Raw genomic sequence first — 21,553 nt, 5'->3', positions numbered from 1 at the left:
CGTCGCCGGCGCCGCTGTCTCGCCACAGGGGCATGCGATGCAGCTCATGAGAATCCGATGCGGATCGTCATGGACGGATGTGCGGTCGGGTAATAGCGCCGGCCTTTTTCAACGCCGCTCAGCAACTGCGGCCGCACCCCGGCCTCGTGCATGGTCAGCGCCAAGGCGATACAGAACTGCACCAGTTCCAGCCATGCCAGGTGGTAGCCCATGCAGACGTGTGGGCCGGTACCGAACTGCAGCATGTCCACCGGCCGGATCGGCTCGGTGCGTTGCAGCCACCGCGCCAGCCGAAACTGATCAGGCGCCTCGTGCAGCAGCGCCGAGGTCGAGAAATGCAGCAGCGGGATGCACAGATCGGTGCCCGCGGGAATGCGCCATTGGCCGAGTCGCAATTCACGCAGTGCGCGACGCACTAGGAGCGGCGTCGCCGGATACACGCGCAGCGTCTCGCGGAACAGCGCCTCGGCGACCGGACACTGCGCCAGGTCCGCGTGCCGGGTCGGCACCGCGCCCACGCGTTGCGCCTCCTCGACCAGGGCGTCCCATAGCCCAGGCTGCCGCGCCAGCTCGATCACCATCCAGGCCATCGTCGAGGCGATGGTGTCGTGACCACCGAGCAGCAGCAAGCGGATATTGGCGACCAGGACGTCATCGGAAAGCGCATCGTCACTGCGATCGAAGGCGCTCACCATGTCGTTGATCAACCCGGTGCGCGAGGCATGTTCGCGCGCGGCGCGGACGAACTCGCGCAACCGCGCATCGATCCAGTCACGGGCGGCGCGGCCGCGCCGCAAGGGCAGTCCGGGCAGGTCGACCGGGGGCGCGACGATCAACTGCAGCAGTTGCCGGTACTTGCGACGCCATTCCGGCAGGTCCTGCGCGGGGATTCCCATGAGACTGAAGATGAGCTTGAGCATCAGATCGCCGGTTTCGCGCAGGATGGTCACGTCGCCGCGGTCGCGCCACCTCTGCACGCGCGCCCGGATGACGGGCGCGAACAGCTCGCCGATGCCGGCCTGGGTCAGCCCCTTGGGCAGAAGCGCCGCCTGGATCGCATCGCGCGCCTGCCGGTGCGCGATGCCGTCCTGGGCGACCAATGTTCCGCCAAACAATTCGGGCGCAATGTCTTCGATCAGCGCCGAGGACACGTCCTTGTGCCGGAGCAGTGCGAGAGCATCCGGATCCAGACTGGTCATCAGGTGTCCGGCAGGGCCGAAATCCAGCCAGAAGTGGCTGCCCAGCGTCCGTTCCGCGCGCCGCAGCAGGCGCGGCAGGTCGCAGACGACGGCGGGAAGATGCCCGACCAAGGGGAAAGCGCCGGGCACGACCGGGATGTCGTGCCGCAGCCGATGCCGACGGTTCAGCGGGTTGAGCAGCATGTCCATCAGCAGCGCGGCGAGGCTTTCGCTTCGGCGGTCTCGCCGGAAGGCCGCGCGGCGCGGCTGTTGCCACCGTCGGCGTACGTCGGCACATGCGCCAGCATGCCGCCGTCGATGCACACGACCTGGCCGGTGATGAACGCAGCATCGTCGGAGAGCAGGAACGCCACCAGCGCGGCCACGTCGTCGGGGCGGCCGACGCGCGGCAGGAGCTGGTGCCGGCGCAGATGCCGTTGCGTGCACTCGTCCAGCTTGGCGAGGAGACGATCGGTCATGATGAGACCCGGCGCAACCGCGTTGCAGCGGATCTGCGCATGACCGTACTGGGTAGCGAGCGAGGCGGACAGCATGTTCATCGCCGCCTTCGACGCGGCGTAGGACGTCTGCGCGGTATCACCGCTGAGCCCCTGGCACGACGACATGTTGACGATCGCGCCACCACCGCGGGCGATCATCCGTGGGATGGCCTGCCGGCAGCAGAGCAACGTGCCGCGCAGATTGGTCGCCATTGTCTGATCCCAGACCGCTAGGTCCAGGTCGAGGATCGCGCGGTCGCGCGGAGTGAGATGCATGGCGCTCGCGTTGTTCACCAGCAGGTCGACCCCACCGAAGTGCCGCTCCGCCGTTTCGAACAGCGCTGCCACCGCGTGCACATCGGCGATGTCTGTGGCCGAGGCCAGCGCGCGGTCCGCTTCGGATGCAATTTGCGCGGTGCAGGCGATGGCCGCCGAGCCATCAATGTCGGCGACCACCACTCTGCCTCCCTCGCGCGCGATAGCGAGGGCGCATGCCTTGCCGATGCCTGCGCCGGCGCCGGTCACCACGGCCACCTTATCTTCAAACCGTCCCATCGTGTCCTCCTGGATGGCGTTGGTCTCTCGCGCATGCCGCTCGGCCCTCCGCTGGAGAAGGCGCAGGGTCGGCGACGGGGCGCTCGCCATCGCCAGCGTCGCTTTCGATGACCCGAATGGCGGCGACCGGGCACTGGCTCGCCGCGAGCCTCACGGCGGCCTGCAGCGCCTGCGGGACCGTCGCCACGCACACTTCGGCCACGCCGTCCCGTTCGCGCTGTCGAAAGGTGCCCGGCAGCGTCAACACGCACTGCCCGCTGGTTCCACACAGATCCTGGTCGACCACGACGCGCATCTCAGCTCCCCTGCGCATGCAGCCGCACCGGCAGCGCGCGGAACGTCCGAAGGAACGCGGAGGGCTCCCGGGTCGGCTCCTCGGCCAATGCCAGCGTGGGGAAGCGGGCCTGGATCCGCGGCAGGCTCTCGGCCAACTGCACCCGGGCCAGTTGCGCACCGAGGCAGAAGTGAATGCCGTGGCCGAAGCTCAGCATGATCTTCCCGTCGGTCGACATGCCTGGACTGGTGCCGTAGAACCGCGCGGGATCGAAGCGATCGGGATCGGCGAAGGCGTTCGGGTCGCGATTGCCGGACGCGATCAGCACGCGCACGTCCGCGTTCTTCGGGATCACCACGCCGCCCAGTTCGATGTCGCGCTGGGCGATACGCGGAATGGAGCTGAACATCGCGGGCGCGTCGCAGCGCAGGACTTCTTCGACGAATGCCTTCACCCCCACGGCGTCTCCCTGCAGCCAGTGCCGCTGTTGGGGATACGCCAGCATCGCCAGGACCGCATGGTCGATGGTCGCAGCAGTGGTGGCGAAGCCGCCCAGCAGCATGCCCCATAACATGCTGATCAACTCGGCATCCGACAGCGTGTCGCCATCATCGTCATGTGCGCCGACCAGCATCGACACGATGTCGTGCCGGGGATCGGTGCGCTTGCGCTGTATGAGGCAGCCGAAGTAGGCCTTCACTCTGGCACTGGCCGCGTCCGCCGCGGCGAGTTGGGGATCGCTGGCGCGCGGGCTCAGGCCTTCCAGAATGGCGCCGATGCCGGGGGCGAGCCCGAACATGTCGTCCTGGGGCATGCCAAACAGTTCGGCGAAGACCTGCATGGGCAACGCCAGCGCGAATTCCCGATGCAGGTCCACGGCCTCCCCGCGCTCCAGCGCGGGCGCCATGCCGTCCAGGCGCGCGGCGACGATGCGCGCGATGCCCGGCCGCAGGTCGTCGATCTGGCGCATGGTGAAATCGCGCGAGATCAGCCGGCGCAGACGCGTATGCGTCGATGCGTCCTTCATCGCTAGCGTGGAGGCCAGCAGATTGAGCGACAGGCTGGTCGCCGCACGCGGGAAATAGCGCGCCAGTTCGTCCGGCGCCGGTCCCCGAAACGCATCGCCCGTGGCCTTGAGCGCCCAGTAGATGTCGGCGTGGCGGCTCAACAGAAAGAGGCCCGACGCCGCGCGATGCACCGGATCGTGCTCGCGCAACCAGCGCATGAACGGATACGGGTCGTGGATGCGCGCTGGCGACGCTAGTTCAGCGAAGGCGTCCCCGCATGCTGCCGTGGTTTCTTGCACGTCCATCCTGGTTACCTGTTGGCCGGCTGATCTGACCGGCACGCCATGCGCGCTGGCAAATTGCGGAGAAGATCGCGATCCCCGGCGGCGTCCACCACATCACCAGAGCACCGGGAACTCCTCGAACCCGCCAGGATGATCTCCTTGCGCAACTTCAGTTCTTCGGCCGCCACGGCCAGGCGGAGCGCGGGAAAGCGCAGGAAGATCGAACCGAACACCGCCTTGAGCTCCAGCTTGACCAGCGCCAGCGCCGTGTCCGTCCCGAAGACCATCGCACTGCGATTGGTGATGATGCGTGAACAGAGCAAATCGCGTGCCGTGAATTCGCAGGCCCAGCAGGCACTCCGTAGCGGCGCGTAGTGTCAGGTTTCTGGCGTTGAGTCTCAATGCCGACAACCGGCGCAGCAAGTGCCGACAAAGGCCCGCTCTCGCGCTGAATGTGCGGGGCAGCTCTAACGCGATATTTCACGCATCCGGATTGGCTGCAGCAGGTGTGGTTCGCCGGAAACCACTCCGATGTCGGCGGTAGCTATCCGGAAAACGAAGCCCGCCTCTCCGACATCTCGCTGGGTTGGATGGCGCATGCGGCTGAGAATTTTCCCGACGGCAAGACGCCCGACGGCTTCGGCATCAAGCTAGACGATAGATTCCTGAAGCTGAATCCGGATCCGCTTGGACCGTAGCACGACGAGTGCGAACTCGGTCGCTTGCGGGGGGCAAGTCAAGTGGAGCGAAGGGTTACGTCAAGTGCAGAGCTAGGCAGCCCTTCATCCGGCGGTACTTTAGCGCTTCGTCGCGAAGCGGGGCGTGCAGCATGACTAGGAATAGGTGCCTATACGTCAAGCACCCTCATGGTCTGGCTTCGCGCGCTGCGCACTACGCGCATTGTGTTCGTTGTAGTGCCGATCATCTTCGGCGCGCTTGCAAGCTGGGAAATCTTAAAGGGCGACAACAAGTACGAATACCTCACGGCTACCATGGCGCTGATCGCCGGCATCGTGCCGGCGTTTTACGCGGCGTTGAAGCTGGATGAGCATCTGCCGACGGCCATGCGGCTCGCTGGTGAATACAAGAACCTGGAGATCCTTTTCGGGGACCTCGCCGCAATAGGCCGCTCGACGCCTGGTTCTCAGGTCCGGAGGGGCCTTTTCAGCACGCTTACAACGTAAGATCTGCCATAATACAGGAACAAATCTTCCACCCTCGAAGACTCGAACAATCCGTCCGCAAAGCGATTGCTCGCGAGCTTAGGTCTGTGCCTGATCAGCGGATTCTGATGTCGTCATTTGGCGTGGGAGGGCGAGGAGACGGCGCTGCAGCGAGATCCCGGAGCATATAGGTCGCAGCTTCGCCGTAGCATGCTAGCTTTGCGCGCAATTCCGCATTCGTCGTGACGGACCGAAAGCCGAACTGTTCCCATAGCGGCCGCGTGGCATAGACCGAGACCAACGCTAGAACTGCCCCCGACGAGCGTGCGAGTTGCTCGAGCGTCCGGATATAGGCGGCCGCTACACCACCGCGGGCGAAGGGCAACACGGCCACGTCGTGCACGTAGAGGCAGTCCGCATCGTCGGGCAAGCTTGCTAGGAAGCAATCGAGCGGCGGGATCTGATGCTGCTTCCAGGGGTGGGCAAGGCCGTAGCCGACTATCCCTTCGTCCCCGACGAGCACGCGGCAGCCGTCGGGACAAAGCCGCATCTTCTCCGCAAACACGTCAGGCCGCTCAAAAAGATCGGGATGGATGCGCTCTGCGATCGCGATGATCGCAGTAATGTCGGTCGTGCTGGCCGGACGCCAATGCGGCTTGCTCACGTCTATCCTCATTCCCTCTCATTCGTCCAATCGATTCGGTCGCTACCAAGCGCGCAGCGAAAAATATCGCTGCCATCGTCGCAGGACAACACGCCGCTCGACTCCCGAATCGTGGTCCGGCCCAGATATCGTTTCCCGCTCGCGTTACGGCATGAGTCGTTGGACTCGCCCGGAAAGACTACAAGTTTGAGGCGCGGTACGGAGGTAAGTGGCGGCAATTGATCAAGTACGATCTGTGATCCGTAATCGGGCGTGACCTCGTCAGCATTGATCGGCAGCGCCATCGTCGGCAATGTCCTAGCTGCAGCCAGGCCAATGATGAGCGCGGCCCGCTGCTGAGAAGAATGTTACCGGCGCGTGCTCCAATCGGTGCCGGCAAGCTGTAAGAGGTATAGATGATGTCGGCGTGGGCTCGCAGTTGTCGTCGAACTGGCGGATGGAGCCGGCAGTCGCGCCCAAAGAAAGCGTCTGGCCGGGAGCTCGAGCGCGTGCCTGGTGCTGGAGTCCAGCTGTAGGTGATGCTGCTCGGCCGCCAATGACATACTCGGCGCTTGGCCGATGCCGCCCTGCTGGCCGGGGCGCCGCGTCGCCGTTGCCGGCTTTTGCGACGTTGAGGTTGATGTCGCTCAAGGCATTGAAGCTGCCGAACCGCTTGACGAGATGCTCGACGACAACCATCGACGCCTGGTCGGAGAGGCTAACTCTGCGCTCTTGTTGCATACTGATCTCCAGCTTGTAGCCCCCAGGAACAACGGGTCACCAGATAATCGATTGACTATCGGTGGGCGCCCGCGATTGCGGATTTCTTGCGGAGCAAGGCGACGAATTGGGACGCGGCGGAGCTTATGATGAGATAAACAACGGCCACTGCGAGGTACATCTCGACGAGACGACCATTGAGTTGCGCAAGCTTCGAAGCTGCACCAAGAAGATCAGTGAGCGATAGAACGTAAACGAGGGACGTATCCTGAAAAAGAATAATGGTCTGGCTCAGTATGATCGGGCTGGCGACCCGAAACACCTGCGGAAGGACGACATGACGATACGTATCGAATGTCGACATGGGCGAGAGCCTGGCAAGCCTCGAATTGGCCCTTGTTCACTGCGCGCAACCCGACGCGGATGATTTCGGAATAGTAGGCGGCTTCGAACAAGCCGAACGTGACGAACGCCATATAGGTGGCACCGACCGGAATCGGACGGCCATTGCCTGAGAGATGCCCCAGAACGATGGGCACCAGGAACCAAAACAGGACAAGAATGAGCGGAACCGATCGCAACAGGGCGACATAGCTACGCACGAGTTGGCTCAGAATGCGGAGCTCAAAGTGCTGCAGCAGGGCGAAGGGCGTTCCAAGAAACATCCGAACCAGGAAGGCGGCTGCAGTCAAGAAAAGCGAGAATAGCAATCCTGACCATATAGGGCCATGCCTGCACGACAATCGAAAAATCGAGGCTGTTCATTTCAAGACCTCCATACTGCCAGGCCTACGCGAAATACCTTGAGGTAGCGAAATCAGCGCTACCGCGAATCCAAAGCCGGGCAGCACCAAGCTTAGGGGTTAGCCAGGGAAGGCTTCGGAACATGGCTGGGATCTAGAACCGGGCTCATCTCCTCGATTTTGGCATCGATCTTACTGAGAACAGCGGCCGGCACGACATCCCGCTCTGGGAGCTGCCGCCAATGGTCGTTAACCAACGATACGACCTCCTCAACGGCCGAGATCACCGCCGGTTCGGGTAGCCGCGCGCGATTGGCGAACTTTCGCCAGCGGTCCAGAGTAAGCGCTTTGAAGGATTTCTCTCCTCCCAAAGAGAAAGCCATATCGTCTTTCGGAAAATAGGCGGTGGTTGATAGGACGTCGTACACGGGAGCGATGGCCGGAGCGCAACCATCGCCTGGGTATATTGTGGACCAATTCTTCAAGTGCATGTCGCCGTTGCCGACGAGCGCGGCAAGTGCCAGTCGGCGAACGAATTCGAGTGCGGCGTCGGTCGAAATCGCCACGTTCAGCGCGGAGGCGATGTCGTGGTACGATGCGTCGTCGTATTTTTTGGATGGCTGCCGGCCAAAGATCTGAGCGAAGTCTTCGATGTGAATTCGGGTACCTTTGGGTCCACGGTCGAAACGCTTCACCAGCAAGACCTTGCCGGTCGACAGTGTATTGAATTCTTCGGGAATTCCCTCGAAATCGGATTTTTCGACAAGCTCGCGTTCCGGCACATCCATTCCGAGGATTTCGGACAGCGCCAAAACGGCGAACTCGTTTTCCGATAATCCGACAAGATTGGTCGAGGGGAATTTTGCGATGTACTGACCTTGCTCGTCGCCGATGGGCAAACTCAGTCCGCCACTCTTGCCCGTATTTTTCATCACGGAGAGCTTCATCTGAACTCCCGCCAAGGAAAACCGCGCTTTAATCTCACGTGGATTGTCTTGAACCGCTATCGTGGTGCTGCCGTCGCTCGGCACGACGCGCACTGCACCTGGCAAATCTTCGCCAAGCGCCGCCAGGAGGTCGAAATCATTTCCTTGCCTGACTGCTCCCGCGTGGTGCTTTTCCATCGCCTCGCGAAGCTTGTCCTCGGGCAACAGATTCGCGAAGAACGCGGGCAGCACGTGTGCTGCGGGCTTCGGATCCTTGCGAAGGCCACCATCGGCGGAGCGGAACGAGAGGCTCAATGTCGGGGGCCGCGCGATGGCTCGATAGGCCGGGTCAAGACTGAAGGCGTTGAAATCGCCTGGCGTACGCACGAGCGTTCCGACCTTGAGGTCTTGAAGGAATACGTCCAGCGACTGAACCGCATTAGGGGCGCGGACCCGGGTGCTCATCATCGTCATCCATATCGGTGGTGAACGCTGGCCGATCCTCGTCTTCGGAGGGCTGAAGGAGTGCGTTGACGCCGGGTACCACGGCCTGTGGGATCAGCATCAGCTCCATGCCGAGAGCGCGCGCGACGTTAATCAGCGTAGTCGCCCGCGCAGCGGCGTTGCCCTGCTCAATATCGCGGTAACGCGGCCGGGAAATGCCCGCGCGTTCGGCCACCTGCTCTTGAGTTAGGCCCGCTTGCTTCCTTGCACCCCGGAGGAGGCGTCCCAGCTGCTGGGTTGCTTCTGAGTTCCGCTTCATGATCCGTTTACATATCTTTTCTATTTTAAAAGATACGCTAAGGTATCATTTACCGCCAATCTCGTCAAGGTTTAGATCTGTTTACGTATCATATAGCGATAAGATGATCCGCAAACATATCTTCTTGGTCAGAGAGTCCCCAATGGCCTACAGCTATCTCGACCAGCGCGGGCCCCCTTCGCGTCCGCATGGACATCCGTGGCTCCCGCCGTCGAGTGAAAACGGCCGTCGAGGAAGTCTTCGACGGCGTCGGTGACACGCCAAAATCAAGGAACTTTTTCATATTTTTTTAAGTGCAGGCAATCGGTCCGCCGCGGGCGGTTTTGCCTCGGTCGGCCTGTCCAATTTATCGATGAGCTCATCCTGAAAGCTCGGATCGGTCGCCTCATTGGCCGGCTCCTGCTGTGGAGGCGATGCCAGTAGCGGCCGCTAACTAGCGCGGCTGGATCGTCGCTCACGGCCGGCCAGGATTGCGATCTTCTGACCCATTCGACATCTACCGGGGCGCGCGCGCCGCCCGTCTTCTTGCGCGCCCAGCTGGATCGACCGCGTTGCTTAGGACGCTTGGCCAGCATCGTGCCAGCGCGGACGCAAGCGCGACGAGGTGCAGCTTGCTCTCGGCGTAGGTCCTGGCCGAATCCCAAGACCTTTTCGTCCAATCGAGGTCGTCCAACGAGCCTCCCCCGCCGCGATGCAATCCGCTGCTGAGAAAACCAATCTAGGGGGCGCTCGATTAGTGCCGTCAGCAAGCTGGGTGCAAGAGCATTGATCGCCAGCGTTCCAGCACGGCCTTCCGGAGCTGAACCACGACTCCGCTGTGTATAGACGCCGGTGTTATGGATGATCGCATCCATGCGCCCGATCGCCTTCATTTGGTCCGCGATGCCTTTCGTCTCGGCGCCGCTCTGCAGGTCCCCGACCAGAGCTCGTTCGGAGCGCAACGCGAGTTCTCCGCGGGCTGCGGCGCGATCTGCCGATCGCGCGGGCTGCACCAATCGATGCCCCTGATCGAGAAGCGACTGCGCCGCCGAGACCATCCGTACTGCCGGTAATGAATACGATAGCCATGCGCTGCACCTGCAGATGTTTTGAAGCGCACTCTACAGCACCGACGCATCACTTCCCGATACCGCTCGTCGCTGATCTTCTCCAACCAGTCTACGTTCGTTCTGGCGGTGGATGGCGAGTGAGGCTATTTCGGCCACGTACCAAAAGTTGCCCCGTATCCAGAACCCAACCATGCCCATGGCCAAGATTCTTCGGTTGGAAATCAGACGTCCCGTGTTGAGGGGGCAGAGAGGTTTCAAATCGCAAGGATTTGCCAACCATAGATGCTTTCCGAGCCGGCCGCTAACCAATCGAAAATCGATCCCCCTCATGTTCGCGTCTCGAAGCTGAATGGGAAAAATCAAGCATGACAGGATCGGCAATTCTGGATCATTGGAATTCCGTGCACGCGACGGAAGAGCCTATTCAGCTACCGATGGACCTAACCTTCGATATCGAATTGCGCCGGAATGCACCGGATGAAGAAGGAGGGGTGGCCTAGCGGTCGCCCTTCTTCCATCTAGCTTCTGCGGCAATATGAGCAATTTCTGACCGCTGCTCCGGCGTGAGGTTGGCAGCTCGCGCTTTGCCGACCCGTTTACCCAAGGCAGCCGCAGCCCTTGTTTCGGGCTGCCCTTCCACGATCTCGCCGGTGGCGATCTTGCCGATCATGACGGCAGCGCCGATCACGTCGCCGGGACGCTTTTCGCCTTTAGGGCCTCTTGGCATCTAACCGTTCCGACCAAAGCTCAAGCCTGCCATCCTCATCTAGGACGCGAACGAAATTACCCCTGTTAGCGACGCCTAGTCTGTTAGCTACGTGCTTAGCATTCTCGATGTGGACATCGTAGGGCGCTGGACGTGCCACCAATGCGCCTTCGCGATATACTTCGATAACATAAGGCATAAGGGTTCTCCTGGCCGCCCTAAATCGTCAGCTCAAGAGTAATGCTTAGCGGTAAGCTTCGCAATGCTGCTTACGTTGCGGATTGGCCGAGGAATTGCCCCTTGTAAGCCCGATCAGGCATTCCGAGCGTCGTTTCAAATATGAGTTGGCAGATTTTCATTCCGGTCCGCAAACGGATCGGCAAAGCACCGTGATTTTTGATTTCAAGCTGGATCGGCCCACGGAAACCCGCGTGAATAGTAGGAGCGGTAACATGGACAGCGAGACCCAATCTAGCCAAAGAGCTTTTGCCCTCAACGCGTCCAGCGATCCTAGAATGCTCCTTTAGATTTACCTTCTCGCGCGTCCAAGCGAGCAGGAATTCATCTATGGGAAGATCGTAACCCGCCCCTTGAATCTCACGCTGCTCAGTGAGCCCCTCAATTAATTCCTTCGCATTGAAATCAGGAACTGACGGGTCGATGACCGTGCTAGCCCCTTTCACAGTTGGCTTATAGACACGGATTATAGAGGCCAGCGTGAGATCCACGCTTGTCGAGGAAAAACTTGCAGCCTCTGGCGACGGGTCGATCTCAATCTGTCCCGCCGCCATAGTGAGTTTGATTTCACGATCCGTCAGAATCATGCGGCTTTTTATCTCTCTTGGGTCTGCAAATCCTCACGGTCGACCCAAACCCGCCAAGAGCCATTGGCTGTTTCACCAGGAAGTTCCACCAGCAACGTGGCTCCAGATTTGTCCTGTGCGACAGGCCATCCAACGCTAACGGTTGAATCCTGCGCCAGCACGTCGTTGTCGATATATAGCTGCTGAACGCCTGAAGTCGTCTTAACGCCCACCACAACCTCAGTTGGGTGAAGACCTTGACCTATTTTTTCGACTTTAAGGCGCATCATGGAAGTATCTCCCGCTCTCGTATCGCTATCAATAGCGAATCATCTCTAGCCTTGCATTTTTGGTCGGAAAAACTTCCGACGCTCTAATAACTTATGCACAAATGAGAACAAAGAAAGAACATTTTGGGGATAAGGTTAAGATTTTTAGCCAGATGAGTCCGCCCGGCAACGTGGGCTCCCCTGAAGCAGTTCCTATATGAGGTTCCACCGGCAAAGGTCCATTGGCGACCGGAGGGCACATCAATGATGAGATACATCAAGGGCAATGTAGTGGCTTACTGCGACCGCTGCCCCAACAAGCACAATACCGGCCTGAAAGTGTTCCAACAGGCAGTCGACCTACTAAGCCGAGCCGAAGGTTGGGAGAGCGTGGAGCACGAGGGGAAATGGGAAAACTACTGCCCCAGATGCTCTGATGCCCGCGTCTTTGATTCCGTCTTTGATCGTACCGGCGTCGGCTTTACAAAAATCGGCGATAACGACTGGGACTAAATTCAAACTGAGACACTACCGGATGTTGGAAAAAATCGGATTATCCGCAGAGAGAGGGCATGTCGCCGTCGGGACAGCCGTGCTCATCTTAGGTTTCCCGGGCCCGGCGCGTGAGCACCGCGATCACCCCTGAAAAATGCCATCAAGAGCTCGATTTTGATATCATCGCAATCAATCTCCGAAGGACGCTATCATGCCCGCTGTCACCATCGGCAACCTCTCCGAGGAGGCGCATCGCGCCCTGAAGTCCGTGCGGCGCAGCACAATCGCAGCGCGGAAGCGGAAATGCGCGCCATTCTGGAGGCCGCCGTGCGTCCCCAGGGCCGGCTGCGGCTAGAGCATTTTCCGACCTGGCGGAATCGAAAGGGATTCCCTTCCGGGGCAAATCGTGATTCACCCTGAGGGCTGGTGATGGAGGCCAGCCCCCATGGCTAAACCCTCTCGCCGGACCTTCGCCTTCGCATTGTTCGGGCCGTGGAAGATGAAGGCATGAGCTGTCGGGGCGCCGCCGGCCGGTTCGGCGTGGCGCCGTCGACAGCGATCGAACTGGTCAGCGAGTGGCGAAGCACCGGCGCCTGTGAGGCGGGAGCGCAGGGTGGCGACCGGCGTTCGGCTCGGATCGAGGGGCATGCTGCAGAGATCCTCTCCCTGGTCGAGGCTACGCCTGACATGACGCTGGCCGAGATCGCCGATCATCTCTTCAAAGTCCACGGCGAGCGTTTCGCGCCGAGCGTGGTCTGGCGGTTCTTCGATCGCCGCAACATCACGTTCAAAAAAAACATCGCACGCCAGCGAGCAGGATCGGCCGGACGTCGCCGCTGAACGCGCGGCGTGGAAGGCATCCCAGCCTGAGATCGACATCCACCGGTTGGTGTTCATCGACGAGACCGGAGCCTCGACCAAGATGGCGCGGCTCTATGGCCGTTCGCCGTACGGCCAGCGCTGTGTTGCAGCGCTCCCGCATGGTCATTGGAAGACGACGACCTTCGTCGGCGCGCTCAGGGCGACTGGCATGACGGCGCCGATGGTCCTCGATGGCCCCATGGATGGTTCGGCGTTCGAGGCTTACGTGACGCAAGTCCTCGTGCCGACACTCAGGCCCGGCGACATCGTGGTGATGGACAATCTCGCAGCACACAAGCGGGCCGAGGTCGGCATCGCAATCGATGCAGCGGGCGCTCGGCTCCTCTATCTGCCGCCTTATTCGCCCGACCTCAATCCGATCGAAATGGCCTTCGCCAAGCTCAAAGCCGCCCTTCGAAAGGCGGCCGCCAGATCTATCGAGGCTTTGGTCAACGCTATCGCCCTCGCCTTGGCCGCCTTCATCCCCCAAGAGTGTCTGAACTTCTTCGCCGCTGCCGGCTATGATCGCGTCTGATCAGAATCTGCTCTAGGCACCGCCCTTTCGGAGATGAGCCGCAAGATTGGCCTCACCAATGCCGATGTCGAGGCACTTGAACATGGACGCGACGTGCGTCCCGCTGAGCCGATGCAAATCGAGTGATGCTGCCCGATATGTGGTCTCTGAGGCCCGAACCACATCCATCGGTTCGCCACTGGCTCGACGCCCAAGCGGCCGAGACGGTGTTTCTTTCTAGCGTTACCGTCGCCGAACTTTTGTTCGGTATCGGCGCGCTGCGGCGCGGCAGGCGCAAGACGGGCTGGCAGTTGCGCTCGACGGCGTGCTGGACCTGTTCACGGCCCGCATCCTGCCCTTCGATGCCGCCGCGGCGCGGCGCTATGCCGAACTCGCCGTTAAGGCGCGCGCGGCCGGAAAAGGCTTCCCCACGTCCGATGGCTACATTGCCGCGATCGCCGCCGCACACGCCTTCGCCGTGGCATCGCGCGATACGGGTTGCGTTCAATGCTGGCGGTCTGACGACAATCAATCCCTGGACCGCGACCAGCTAATAGGCGTCCGGACGCTTCGGCTGCGGATTGAACGAAGAATTGGACCTGCTCCACACCGTGATCCGCATAGCCTGATTTTCTCGCCGGCCCGCTACCCGCTCGAGCATCAGGAAATAATTGGCGACCACGATGGCGACCTGCTCGGCCGTCCAGCCGGTCCCCTCTTCTGGCACTGCGCCCTCGGCGTCCACGATTGCTTCCCCTGTCCCGGCGAGAAATCAACCAGGCCACGGCAGATCCACAAAACGTAAGACGGACACTCGCCATCCTGACATTATCCCACCCTGCTCTGGACCTACCCTACCGCTAGGCCAAACGGTGGGCCGAGGTCTGCCGGAAGACCGGTGTCGTCGCGCCGCGCAAGTTCGCAGTCCAGTCACAGATCGACGATCATGAGGAGTTCCTACGGCAGCTCGTCGCGAAGCAGGCCTCCATCAAGCTCGATGAAGTGCACGACGCTCTGGACCGACGCGGCACCTGTCCGGCCCACCACGCCTCCCGGTAAATGGCCCTGTAACGAGGCACTCCGTCGGCGGGAATACCGGCTGGAGGCGTCCGCCCCCCTCGAGTGTGCCCCCGTTCACTTCTGGTGCTCCTCCCGCTTTCGCCGACGAGGTCCAGTCGGGCCCACTCCGCCAGCCCTAAAGTTCAAGTTCCCCCTTATATTCAAGCAGAGAACATTCCCGGGGCGACCGGGGCCTCGGCAGGACCACAATTGACAACGGAGACCCCGGAGTCAGGTTTCTGGGTACGAGATCTGGATCGAAGCCAACTTGGTCCATTGCGCGCAGCGCGCCGGGCCACGATGGATTGAGCATGCGTATCAGAACTTCACGTTGAAGGTGGCATTCAGTCCGTTCTGGGTGAGGCCAGAACCGAACTGGCCTTGATAGGCGATGCCAAGGGTGCTGTTGCTCGAAAGTTGGAAGTCCAGACCGGATTCCACGAGCGCCACATCCTTGCCAATGGATACGCCTGAAGCTGCAAAAGCGCCGGAACCTGCAGCAAAGCTGGCTGTCGACAGCGGAATAATGTCACCTAGGGCATGACGCCAGCCAACATCAGCGCGCGCAGTCGTGGCAATGTGGCCAAGTTGAAAACGGGTGGTCGCGTAGACCCCGAGCGTGGAGAGCGTCGTATCCATCGTGTCAGCGCAAACATCAAGCGCCGCCCCGTTCAATCCCCTTTCGTAAAAAGCATCCGCCGCGACGCGAACATGGGCGAGATTGGCATAGGGTTCGATCACAGAAGACTTGCCGAGATGGACTTTGTAACCCAGTTCTCCAAAGATCTGGGAAGTGCCTGCATCGTGATCCGAGATCAAGTTGTCGTTGAACCCGGGGAACCGAACGTTGCGGCTCATCTCAAGATCGTGCCATGTATAGGCAATGCCTGAGCGGAAGGCGAGGGTTCCTTCCGGCAGGATCCACTCGGTGCCTGCATAGGTCCCGAACGTGTAATTGTCACTGCGGCCTGACGAAGAAGCAGCGCCAGTCTTGAAAGTGGAGCGGCTATAGCCCGCAAGAACACCGAAGCGCCAGTCCTCAAATACCGGCCTGTCGATACCGGTCATGAAGCCGCTGATGCTGGATCTGGTGCTTGCGGCATTGCCGTCACCTGATTGGGTCGTCCATCCGCCAAAGGCAGAAGCCCACGCGGCATAACCCTGCAGGTCATAGGATGGCGGATCAGAAGACGCCGCGGCGATGGCACCGATGGCAGGGACGGAATCGCCAGCTGGCCTTTTCTGCTCAGAACCATAACCGATTGCCGCCATCGCTGATGATGGCGCCCCGCCAAACGCCTGTTCCAGGCGGTCGTAGACCGCCGATCGCGCATAGAAGCTGTCATTGATACGTCTGCCCTGTTCGGACGCATAGATCGAGGGCGAGAGCTGTCGCAGCGCAGATGTCACCGCCGTGCCGTCGGGCGAGGAGAAGTCGAGTGCCGCGACGAGCGGGTGCAGCCCCGACGCGGCGTTGCCGGCGACCTGATCGAGCGCCGCGCCCACCTTGCGGCTGTTGGCATCGGCCCCATACCGCGAGTAAGCATCGGATGGGCGGGAGAGCGTCAACGCATAGGTGTTGCCGCCCTCGGCTGTAGCACTCGCCAGCAAGGTTGGTGATTGCAACGATGTCGTCACATTCGCAAACGAGCCCGTGAGATTTGTTGCATTCAGCCACTGGTTGGAGGAGAAGCTAAAGCCGCTGCCATACCAGCCGCGCTGCGGGGTGATCGTGAGCGTGCCGTCGAGCGTCGCATTGCCGTTCACCACCAGACGACTGAACGCACCGCTATCATTCACCGCGACCTGCAAGCGACCGGTCGAGGTCTGCAGATAGTCGCCATCCACCGTTATGCTGTTATCAAGGCGACCGATAAGCGGCGCGACAGCACCGCTATTGGTGAAGCGCCCGTCAGTACTGAGCAGATAACTGCCATTGCCGGACAAGGTTGCGCCTTGCGCAACAGTTGCGTCATACACTTCGTGATTGCCGGTCAACAAAGTGTCGCCACCGGACAGCTGCAGCGACAGGTTGCGTCCAACGATATTTCCTTCATAGCGGGTCGCAAAGCTTCCGTCGGGCTCCTGCGTTGAGTGACCGTTTGCATCCGGCATCATACCGAACGTTAATTTGGTCAGGCGGGGAGTACCGTTCTCGTCAAGCTGGGCGTAATCGGACAGGATGTCCCCTGACAGCATTGCGCCACGCATCACATTGATCTCGCTGACGTAGCCATTGTTCGACATGTACATCGCTGCATGACGGCCAGTCAGGCGCCCGGTCAGATCGAACTTGCTGACGAGGGGACCGTCGATTTCGTTCAGCATCGGGGCCGCGTTATTGCCAATCGTGCGAATATACGAGCCACGATATTCAAGGTCATTGCCCATCGCATTGTTACCAAAATCGAAACTTGCTGCGATGCCATGCTCGCCGAGAGCCTGCACGTCCCCGCGCTGAGTAAACGTATGATCCTTGCCATAGGCGAACATGACGCCGCGCCCATAGGCGCCATCGGCGTACACGCGGGTTCCGGGCGGGATTATGACCTGGTTGTTTTCGCCGTCGACGCGGATGCCGGCGCCCCCTGCTCCCCTCGAAAGCAGGTCGGCACGCTGGACCACAGTATTGCCGCTGCCGTAGACGTGCAGCCCAAGTCCGAGCGTAGCCGTATTGTACGTATTCGGCAGATAGGCGGTGCCGTCAGCATTACGAGCGAAGAAGGGATTGTCGTTTACCAGAGTCTGACCATTGCCGTAGATGGAGTAACCGAAGTGGTTGCGCCGATCGATGCTGTAGCCCATATCCTGAAACGCGGCGATCTCCGCCTCCATCAGGGCGGTGTAGTTCCGGTACCCCTGGTGGCTCATCAGGCTGTTCTTAAGCTCGCTATGCGAGACGAAGGGCGCATCCCGTCGACCATCCTCGCTCATCACGCGCACCGGAATACCCGGCATGGCACCGGCCAGCACTTCACTCACGTGCTTCCCGGCGAAATAGCCCCGATCGCGGCGCAGATCGAAAACGTCGTCAGCTGGTAAGTTCGTGCAGACGGAGCAATAGATCGTCTGTCCGGGCTTGGCTTGTTTGCCATTGTCGTCGCGCAAATGCTCCGTCCACGCATTTATCTTTTCAGGGAAATACGTTGATATCGGCCCAGGGAAATACGGAGATGGTTCATAGTTGATAGTGCTGAGCATACCGTGTGCATGGCCGAGCTCATGGATCACTACGGGCGTAAGACCAATCTCTGGAGTCGTCGGCAATTGCGAAGGGATGTATGCTTCGGACGAAAACCCCATCAGGCCAATTGTAACCATGCCATGCGCGCCGTGGTGCAGCTCGCCTGGATCCTGGCCCATGAGTGCCGCCTGCACCTTGGTGCCGCCACCGGGGGACATACCACTATAGGCAGATGCGTTTTTCTCGCTATTTCCCCCGAAGTTGACAATGGCCGGCGCGTGACCCGGCATAACCTTGATGATTTCTGCCCAATACTGAATCCCCGCCAATGAATGATCTATTTCCGATTTCTGCAAATTCCTCGTTGAAGCCCCGTCACCTTCCCAATAAGGGCCATCGCCGGGTCCGAATATCTGCGTTCGCATGAAGGTCACGCCGTTCGTGTCCGTGACATCGAAAGTTTCAATGGCCCTACTGGGCGAACCCAGCGACGCACTAACCGCAAGTACGATGGCCGTAACTGTCTTCGTCTTCGTCTTCATACTACACATTCTATTCGATGCATTGATTACAGGCGTGCTTTGCCATCTAACTTGAGCACCGGTGCACGCAGATGGGCGAATGAAGCGCGACCGTCATTGGTCAGACGTCGGCGTACGTCGTTCGCGCGCGATACCTGACGTCAGCACTTCAATACGAAAGGAAAGCCATTTCCCTGGGGCGGCTTTGATGAAACCAAGTCCACTCAAGGAGGTGTGCCCCCATTGCTGCTGACTTTGATTCCACATTCCTGGAGCTCAGACTCTGGCACATCACGCTTGCCATTTGCGACCTGCCGAGCGCTGCTCGTCAGACCGAATATGACCGCCCGATGCCTGCGGCGCCGCGCCTATATCGATTGATTTCATGGTGCCTTCAGCAATGCGAACTCCTATTGTCTTTTGATCGCACGAAGGTCCTGCACTCTGCAGCAGACCCAATCCGACAAGGCGGCGGCTGCGCGCAACCAACAAGCAGCGCAGCAAAAGTCGGGCCAAATCGCCTGGTGCGTCCGCCGTGCGCAACCAGCTGAACGCAGCAACATGCGCGACGGCTCTTCGTGTAAAACAGACACTGCCCTGTTCGACGACGGCCATTGTTGTCGCAAACTCACCACTGCATTGGAGCGCCCCTCCGGCAGTTGGAATGTTCCTTCATTCATCCTTGCTGGCGATTGCCGCGATCAGTTCAAGTTTTGAATGGGGTTGCGAGGGCGGGCATTCTTACTGCACTCACCGTCGTGAGCTTCGGTCCGGCATGCGTCAGGCACATGCAGAGCACCAAGACGCGGAGCCGGCCACCTCAACTAGACGGCATAAGAGTAGGTAAAGTGGAATGTGGCGCGACCTCACCGATCGAAATGCTCAGGCCAACCATCGCGCTTCAGACGGATGGAGGATGGCCGGACAAATGACTCGAAAGAAGCTGGAGCCGGTCCTCGTTGCGGCAGACGAACGCTTGACCGGACGCGCCGTGTTGGGTGCAACGATCGGCAATATTCTTGAATTCTACGACTTCGGAACCCACAGCTTTTTCGCTATCCAGATCGGTCAGGCGTTCTTCCCAGCAAGCGACCCGTTCGCCAGCCTCATGATGTCGCTCGCGACGTTTGGCGCGGGTTTTGTGACGCGACCGATAGGGGCCATCGTACTCGGCTCGTACTCGGATCGGGTCGGGCGCCAGCCCGCGATGACCACCAGCTTTGCAATGATGAGCGCCGCGATCCTTGTGTTGGCGATTACGCCTTCGTACGAGACAATAGGAGTTGCCGCTCCGTTGCTGGTCATTTTCGCACGCTTGGTGCAGGGCTTCGCGCTGGACGGTGAGGTTGGCCCGACGACCGCCTATTTGATGGAAGCGGCCCCGGCTGAGGCCCGCGGTCTTGCTGTCTCGTTTCAGCCTGCCAGCCAGCAGATAGCTGCAACCGCCGGAGCGTTGGTTGGAGAAATACTCTCCCCCACCATGACAAGCGAGGCACTGCACGCGTACGGATGGCGGATCGCGCTTTTGCTTGGCGCCGCTACGCTGCCGTTTGGACTTTGGTTGCGGAGCGCCCTGCCCGAAACGTTGCACCGCGCCGAAGCGCCGGCTCCCGTAGTCCGGCCTGTAAGGAGATCGCTTGCCGCTCGCCGCATGATGAGTTTGGGATTCGTTGTTTTGGCCAGCTGCACGGTTATCACCTACATCAGGGAATATATGACCACCTATGCGCTGAACACCCTGCAAGTTTCTGCGCCTCTCGCCTTTGCCACCACGCTCGTCAGCAATACGGTAGGAATTGCTGCCGCACTGCTGGGCGGTTGGCTCGCGGATCGGGCCGGACGCCGGCACATCATGATATGGCCGCAGATCACTGCGTTGCTGATGACCTATCCGGTGTTCTTGTGGATCGTAGAAAGCCGCAGTGCCATCCACTTCTCGGAGGCCTCGGCGCGCTCACCCTGATCGGAACGATCCCGTATAGCGCCTTCTATGTGAGTATGGCCGACGGTTTGCCCAAGAACATTCGCGGTGGCGCCTTTGCGACGATTTACGCTTTTGCGATAGCGATATTCGGAGGCACAGCTCAACCCCGTCGTCGCCTGGCTCATCCACGTTACCGGAAACGCGCTGGCGCCCGCCTGGTACATGCTTGTCGCCAACGCGGCCGGACTCTGCGCCATGCTGATGATGCTCGAGACCGCGCCGCCGAAAAATTCAAAGCGCTGCGAATAAGCGAAGCCTATCGCAGCGCTGGACGATCTGATCACAGGTCACTCCCCGGTCATATCGCGCGTCAAGTCTTCCGGCAAGGAAGTAGATCGGCCTGAGCGATGGGCAACAGTTGTCTCGATGAAGCGTTCGATCTTTTTAAGGAAGCTCTGGTGTTGCGCCGCGCCTTCTTGTCGGGTTTGGGTTGACTCGGAAGAACCTGCCTACCGCGCTCTTCCGACCCAGATCGCCGCTATCGTCTTGGGCGCTCAAAATTCTCGACAGTCTATTGCCCGCTCATGCTGCAAAGGAATTCTTCCGAGGCCCGTCAGCTTATCGACAGCTAAGCCTCATAACGTCGCATGCCTATCCACACTGACGGGTCCCGCTGATCTCTCCTCGATTTGACGGTGGATAATGGAGCCTATGACGAGCGGCTCGACGAGCTCCTGCAGCAGGGCCGCGTCATGTTTCGCCTGGACGCGTTGGAGGGAATTGCGCGCGACAAGGTCAGCTCGCTCCGCTTCGTCGACGACGATCGAGGTTTATCTCGCCTATCAAGTCAAGCTGCGCGATGTGCTGCAGCTGCTGCACATCGCTCCGAACATGCGCTTGTTCGCTGTCTCGCACGTCACCGAGCACGACATTGCTGCGGCCGAGACGTCGGTGCGAAACCAGGAGGCGACGGGATTCGCCGACTATCTGGCGACCCGCTGGCAACCCCGGGAGACGGTGGTGAGCCGCATTGCGCCCCGAGCCTATGAAGTAATGCAGGAGCGGCTCCTCGCTGCGATGGGCGACGAGTTCAACAGCCGCCTGGCGCAGCGGCTTGCCGAGCATGGCCTGACGGCGACGCCGATGCCGAGCGGGAGCTCGGTGCCCAGATCAATAAGGAAATCGCCCGCGAGATCAAGGGCGCACTGATGCATCAGTTGCTCGCAGACCGCGGCCTCGCGCTATGAAGCGCGCCCTTGAACTAAGAGACATCAGGGACTCCTGATGCAGCTCTCATCATTAATCCTCAGGAACCTTAGTCAACCGTGGCAAGCGCTCGCACCATCGAGCGAGAAGCCTCATCCCGGACCTTCGACGGCGCTCAATGCGCGATTTAGACTCATATCAGCCCT

Annotated in this window: 18 protein-coding genes and 7 pseudogenes; 8 read left to right on the top strand and 17 right to left on the bottom strand. The window is 60.4% G+C overall.

The features are described 5' to 3' along the window. Window positions 1-44 precede the first annotated feature (44 nt). The 5 genes and pseudogenes from CI41S_RS13070 to CI41S_RS13050 form a co-directional block, all read right to left on the bottom strand. Window positions 45-1,388 (bottom strand): cytochrome P450, encoded by a 1,344-nt coding sequence (locus tag CI41S_RS13070; RefSeq protein ID WP_139859449.1) that lies wholly within the window; start codon window positions 1,386-1,388, stop codon window positions 45-47. Beyond that, on the bottom strand, window positions 1,388-2,233 hold the full coding sequence (locus CI41S_RS13065; protein WP_139859447.1) for an SDR family oxidoreductase: 846 nt from the start codon (window positions 2,231-2,233) through the stop codon (window positions 1,388-1,390). The genes CI41S_RS13070 and CI41S_RS13065 overlap by 1 nt, the downstream gene beginning before the upstream one ends. Then, complete coding sequence (locus CI41S_RS13060; protein ID WP_139859445.1) at window positions 2,220-2,528, bottom strand: ferredoxin; 309 nt, start codon at window positions 2,526-2,528, stop codon at window positions 2,220-2,222. Before CI41S_RS13060 ends, CI41S_RS13065 begins: the two co-directional genes overlap by 14 nt. Window position 2,529: 1 nt before the next feature. Further along, window positions 2,530-3,819, bottom strand: coding sequence for a cytochrome P450 (locus CI41S_RS13055; RefSeq protein ID WP_139859442.1), 1,290 nt, complete (start codon window positions 3,817-3,819; stop codon window positions 2,530-2,532). Window positions 3,820-3,912: 93 nt separating this feature from the next. Then, window positions 3,913-4,058 (bottom strand): annotated as a pseudogene (locus CI41S_RS13050) (cytochrome P450); the annotation flags it as partial. A 246-nt stretch (window positions 4,059-4,304) separates the two neighbouring features. Between CI41S_RS13050 and CI41S_RS13045 the strand changes: the two are divergent. Both CI41S_RS13045 and CI41S_RS13040 read left to right on the top strand, forming a co-directional pair. Next, window positions 4,305-4,496: a phospholipase effector Tle1 domain-containing protein gene (locus CI41S_RS13045; protein WP_244622133.1), complete on the top strand. Its 192-nt coding sequence runs from the start codon at window positions 4,305-4,307 to the stop codon at window positions 4,494-4,496. A gap of 168 nt (window positions 4,497-4,664) precedes the next feature. Further along, entirely contained in the window at window positions 4,665-4,982 is a 318-nt protein-coding gene (locus tag CI41S_RS13040) for a hypothetical protein (RefSeq protein WP_244626501.1), read from the top strand. Between the two features lie 94 nt (window positions 4,983-5,076). Here CI41S_RS13040 and CI41S_RS13035 read toward each other — a convergent pair whose 3' ends face one another. The 9 genes and pseudogenes from CI41S_RS13035 to CI41S_RS12990 all read right to left on the bottom strand — a co-directional run bounded on the left by CI41S_RS13035 (window position 5,077) and on the right by CI41S_RS12990 (window position 11,604). After that, window positions 5,077-5,625, bottom strand: a complete 549-nt coding sequence (locus CI41S_RS13035) for a GNAT family N-acetyltransferase (protein ID WP_139859438.1) — start codon at window positions 5,623-5,625, stop codon at window positions 5,077-5,079. Window positions 5,626-5,633: 8 nt separating this feature from the next. Beyond that, window positions 5,634-5,909 carry a hypothetical protein gene (locus CI41S_RS13030; protein WP_139859435.1) on the bottom strand — a complete coding sequence of 92 codons (276 nt, stop codon included), beginning with the start codon at window positions 5,907-5,909 and terminating at the stop codon, window positions 5,634-5,636. A 491-nt stretch (window positions 5,910-6,400) separates the two neighbouring features. Then, window positions 6,401-7,089 (bottom strand): annotated as a pseudogene (locus tag CI41S_RS13020) (amino acid ABC transporter permease). 91 nt (window positions 7,090-7,180) lie between these two features. Next, a complete protein-coding gene (locus CI41S_RS13015) occupies window positions 7,181-8,458 on the bottom strand; it encodes a type II toxin-antitoxin system HipA family toxin (RefSeq protein ID WP_139859433.1) in 1,278 nt (425 codons plus the stop codon). Further along, window positions 8,433-8,756, bottom strand: a complete 324-nt coding sequence (locus CI41S_RS13010; RefSeq protein WP_139481118.1) for a helix-turn-helix domain-containing protein — start codon at window positions 8,754-8,756, stop codon at window positions 8,433-8,435. Before CI41S_RS13010 ends, CI41S_RS13015 begins: the two co-directional genes overlap by 26 nt. A gap of 279 nt (window positions 8,757-9,035) precedes the next feature. After that, a pseudogene (locus CI41S_RS44295) lies at window positions 9,036-9,824 on the bottom strand (SDR family NAD(P)-dependent oxidoreductase). Window positions 9,825-10,301: 477 nt separating this feature from the next. Continuing rightward, window positions 10,302-10,475, bottom strand: a complete 174-nt coding sequence (locus CI41S_RS13000) for an RNA-binding protein (RefSeq protein ID WP_244626500.1) — start codon at window positions 10,473-10,475, stop codon at window positions 10,302-10,304. Window positions 10,476-10,780: 305 nt separating this feature from the next. Continuing rightward, entirely contained in the window at window positions 10,781-11,335 is a 555-nt protein-coding gene (gene dcd, locus CI41S_RS12995; protein ID WP_139859429.1) for a dCTP deaminase, read from the bottom strand. A gap of 8 nt (window positions 11,336-11,343) precedes the next feature. Beyond that, window positions 11,344-11,604 (bottom strand): hypothetical protein, encoded by a 261-nt coding sequence (locus CI41S_RS12990; protein WP_139859427.1) that lies wholly within the window; start codon window positions 11,602-11,604, stop codon window positions 11,344-11,346. Between the two features lie 246 nt (window positions 11,605-11,850). Here CI41S_RS12990 and CI41S_RS12985 point away from each other — a divergent pair, with 246 nt between their 5' ends. From CI41S_RS12985 to CI41S_RS12965, 4 genes and pseudogenes are all read left to right on the top strand, one after another. Beyond that, window positions 11,851-12,096 (top strand): hypothetical protein, encoded by a 246-nt coding sequence (locus CI41S_RS12985; RefSeq protein WP_172628022.1) that lies wholly within the window; start codon window positions 11,851-11,853, stop codon window positions 12,094-12,096. A gap of 193 nt (window positions 12,097-12,289) precedes the next feature. Then, a pseudogene (locus CI41S_RS44290) lies at window positions 12,290-12,432 on the top strand (FitA-like ribbon-helix-helix domain-containing protein); the annotation flags it as partial. 153 nt (window positions 12,433-12,585) lie between these two features. After that, window positions 12,586-13,474 (top strand): IS630 family transposase gene (locus CI41S_RS12975; RefSeq protein WP_244626514.1). Its coding sequence is split into 2 segments (ribosomal slippage): window positions 12,586-12,869 and window positions 12,868-13,474, totalling 891 coding nucleotides; the frame shifts between segments, so codons are not numbered across the junction. A gap of 125 nt (window positions 13,475-13,599) precedes the next feature. Then, window positions 13,600-14,007, top strand: a pseudogene (locus CI41S_RS12965) (PIN domain-containing protein). On the opposite strand, the gene CI41S_RS12960 reads toward CI41S_RS12965, so the two are convergent. From CI41S_RS12960 to CI41S_RS43420, 3 genes are all read right to left on the bottom strand, one after another. Beyond that, on the bottom strand, window positions 14,004-14,198 hold the full coding sequence (locus tag CI41S_RS12960) for a hypothetical protein (RefSeq protein WP_139481120.1): 195 nt from the start codon (window positions 14,196-14,198) through the stop codon (window positions 14,004-14,006). The pseudogene CI41S_RS12965 and the gene CI41S_RS12960 sit on opposite strands and share 4 nt — an antisense overlap. A gap of 632 nt (window positions 14,199-14,830) precedes the next feature. Beyond that, window positions 14,831-18,238, bottom strand: a complete 3,408-nt coding sequence (locus tag CI41S_RS12955; protein WP_244626499.1) for an autotransporter outer membrane beta-barrel domain-containing protein — start codon at window positions 18,236-18,238, stop codon at window positions 14,831-14,833. A 270-nt stretch (window positions 18,239-18,508) separates the two neighbouring features. Continuing rightward, a complete protein-coding gene (locus CI41S_RS43420) occupies window positions 18,509-18,832 on the bottom strand; it encodes a hypothetical protein (RefSeq protein WP_172628021.1) in 324 nt (107 codons plus the stop codon). Between the two features lie 313 nt (window positions 18,833-19,145). On the opposite strand from CI41S_RS43420, the pseudogene CI41S_RS12945 reads away from it, so the two are divergent. Together CI41S_RS12945 and CI41S_RS12940 are read left to right on the top strand one after the other, a co-directional pair. After that, window positions 19,146-20,450: pseudogene (locus CI41S_RS12945) on the top strand (MFS transporter). Between the two features lie 386 nt (window positions 20,451-20,836). After that, window positions 20,837-21,388: pseudogene (locus CI41S_RS12940) on the top strand (NEL-type E3 ubiquitin ligase domain-containing protein); the annotation flags it as partial. Window positions 21,389-21,553: the final 165 nt, after the last annotated feature.

It is taken from the genome of Bradyrhizobium ivorense (genome assembly GCF_900696085.1).
In the GTDB taxonomy this organism is placed as follows: domain Bacteria; phylum Pseudomonadota; class Alphaproteobacteria; order Rhizobiales; family Xanthobacteraceae; genus Bradyrhizobium; species Bradyrhizobium ivorense.
Note: the sequence above shows the minus strand (reverse complement) of the source record. Positions and strands in the feature narration are given on the sequence as shown.

What these genes read in the sequence shown, in the direction of transcription:
- CI41S_RS13070 (WP_139859449.1), bottom strand. Translation starts at nt 1,388, where the DNA reads ATGGACATGCTGCTCAACCCGCTGAACCGTCGGCATCGGCTGCGGCAC.
- CI41S_RS13065 (WP_139859447.1), bottom strand. Translation starts at nt 2,233, where the DNA reads ATGGGACGGTTTGAAGATAAGGTGGCCGTGGTGACCGGCGCCGGCGCA.
- CI41S_RS13060 (WP_139859445.1), bottom strand. Translation starts at nt 2,528, where the DNA reads ATGCGCGTCGTGGTCGACCAGGATCTGTGTGGAACCAGCGGGCAGTGC.
- CI41S_RS13055 (WP_139859442.1), bottom strand. Translation starts at nt 3,819, where the DNA reads ATGGACGTGCAAGAAACCACGGCAGCATGCGGGGACGCCTTCGCTGAA.
- CI41S_RS13040 (WP_244626501.1), top strand. Translation starts at nt 4,665, where the DNA reads ATGGTCTGGCTTCGCGCGCTGCGCACTACGCGCATTGTGTTCGTTGTA.
- CI41S_RS13030 (WP_139859435.1), bottom strand. Translation starts at nt 5,909, where the DNA reads ATGGCGCTGCCGATCAATGCTGACGAGGTCACGCCCGATTACGGATCA.
- CI41S_RS13015 (WP_139859433.1), bottom strand. Translation starts at nt 8,458, where the DNA reads ATGAGCACCCGGGTCCGCGCCCCTAATGCGGTTCAGTCGCTGGACGTA.
- CI41S_RS13010 (WP_139481118.1), bottom strand. Translation starts at nt 8,756, where the DNA reads ATGAAGCGGAACTCAGAAGCAACCCAGCAGCTGGGACGCCTCCTCCGG.
- CI41S_RS13000 (WP_244626500.1), bottom strand. Translation starts at nt 10,475, where the DNA reads ATGATCGGCAAGATCGCCACCGGCGAGATCGTGGAAGGGCAGCCCGAA.
- dcd (WP_139859429.1), bottom strand. Translation starts at nt 11,335, where the DNA reads ATGATTCTGACGGATCGTGAAATCAAACTCACTATGGCGGCGGGACAG.
- CI41S_RS12990 (WP_139859427.1), bottom strand. Translation starts at nt 11,604, where the DNA reads ATGATGCGCCTTAAAGTCGAAAAAATAGGTCAAGGTCTTCACCCAACT.
- CI41S_RS12985 (WP_172628022.1), top strand. Translation starts at nt 11,851, where the DNA reads ATGAGATACATCAAGGGCAATGTAGTGGCTTACTGCGACCGCTGCCCC.
- CI41S_RS12955 (WP_244626499.1), bottom strand. Translation starts at nt 18,238, where the DNA reads ATGAAGACGAAGACGAAGACAGTTACGGCCATCGTACTTGCGGTTAGT.
- CI41S_RS43420 (WP_172628021.1), bottom strand. Translation starts at nt 18,832, where the DNA reads ATGGCCGTCGTCGAACAGGGCAGTGTCTGTTTTACACGAAGAGCCGTC.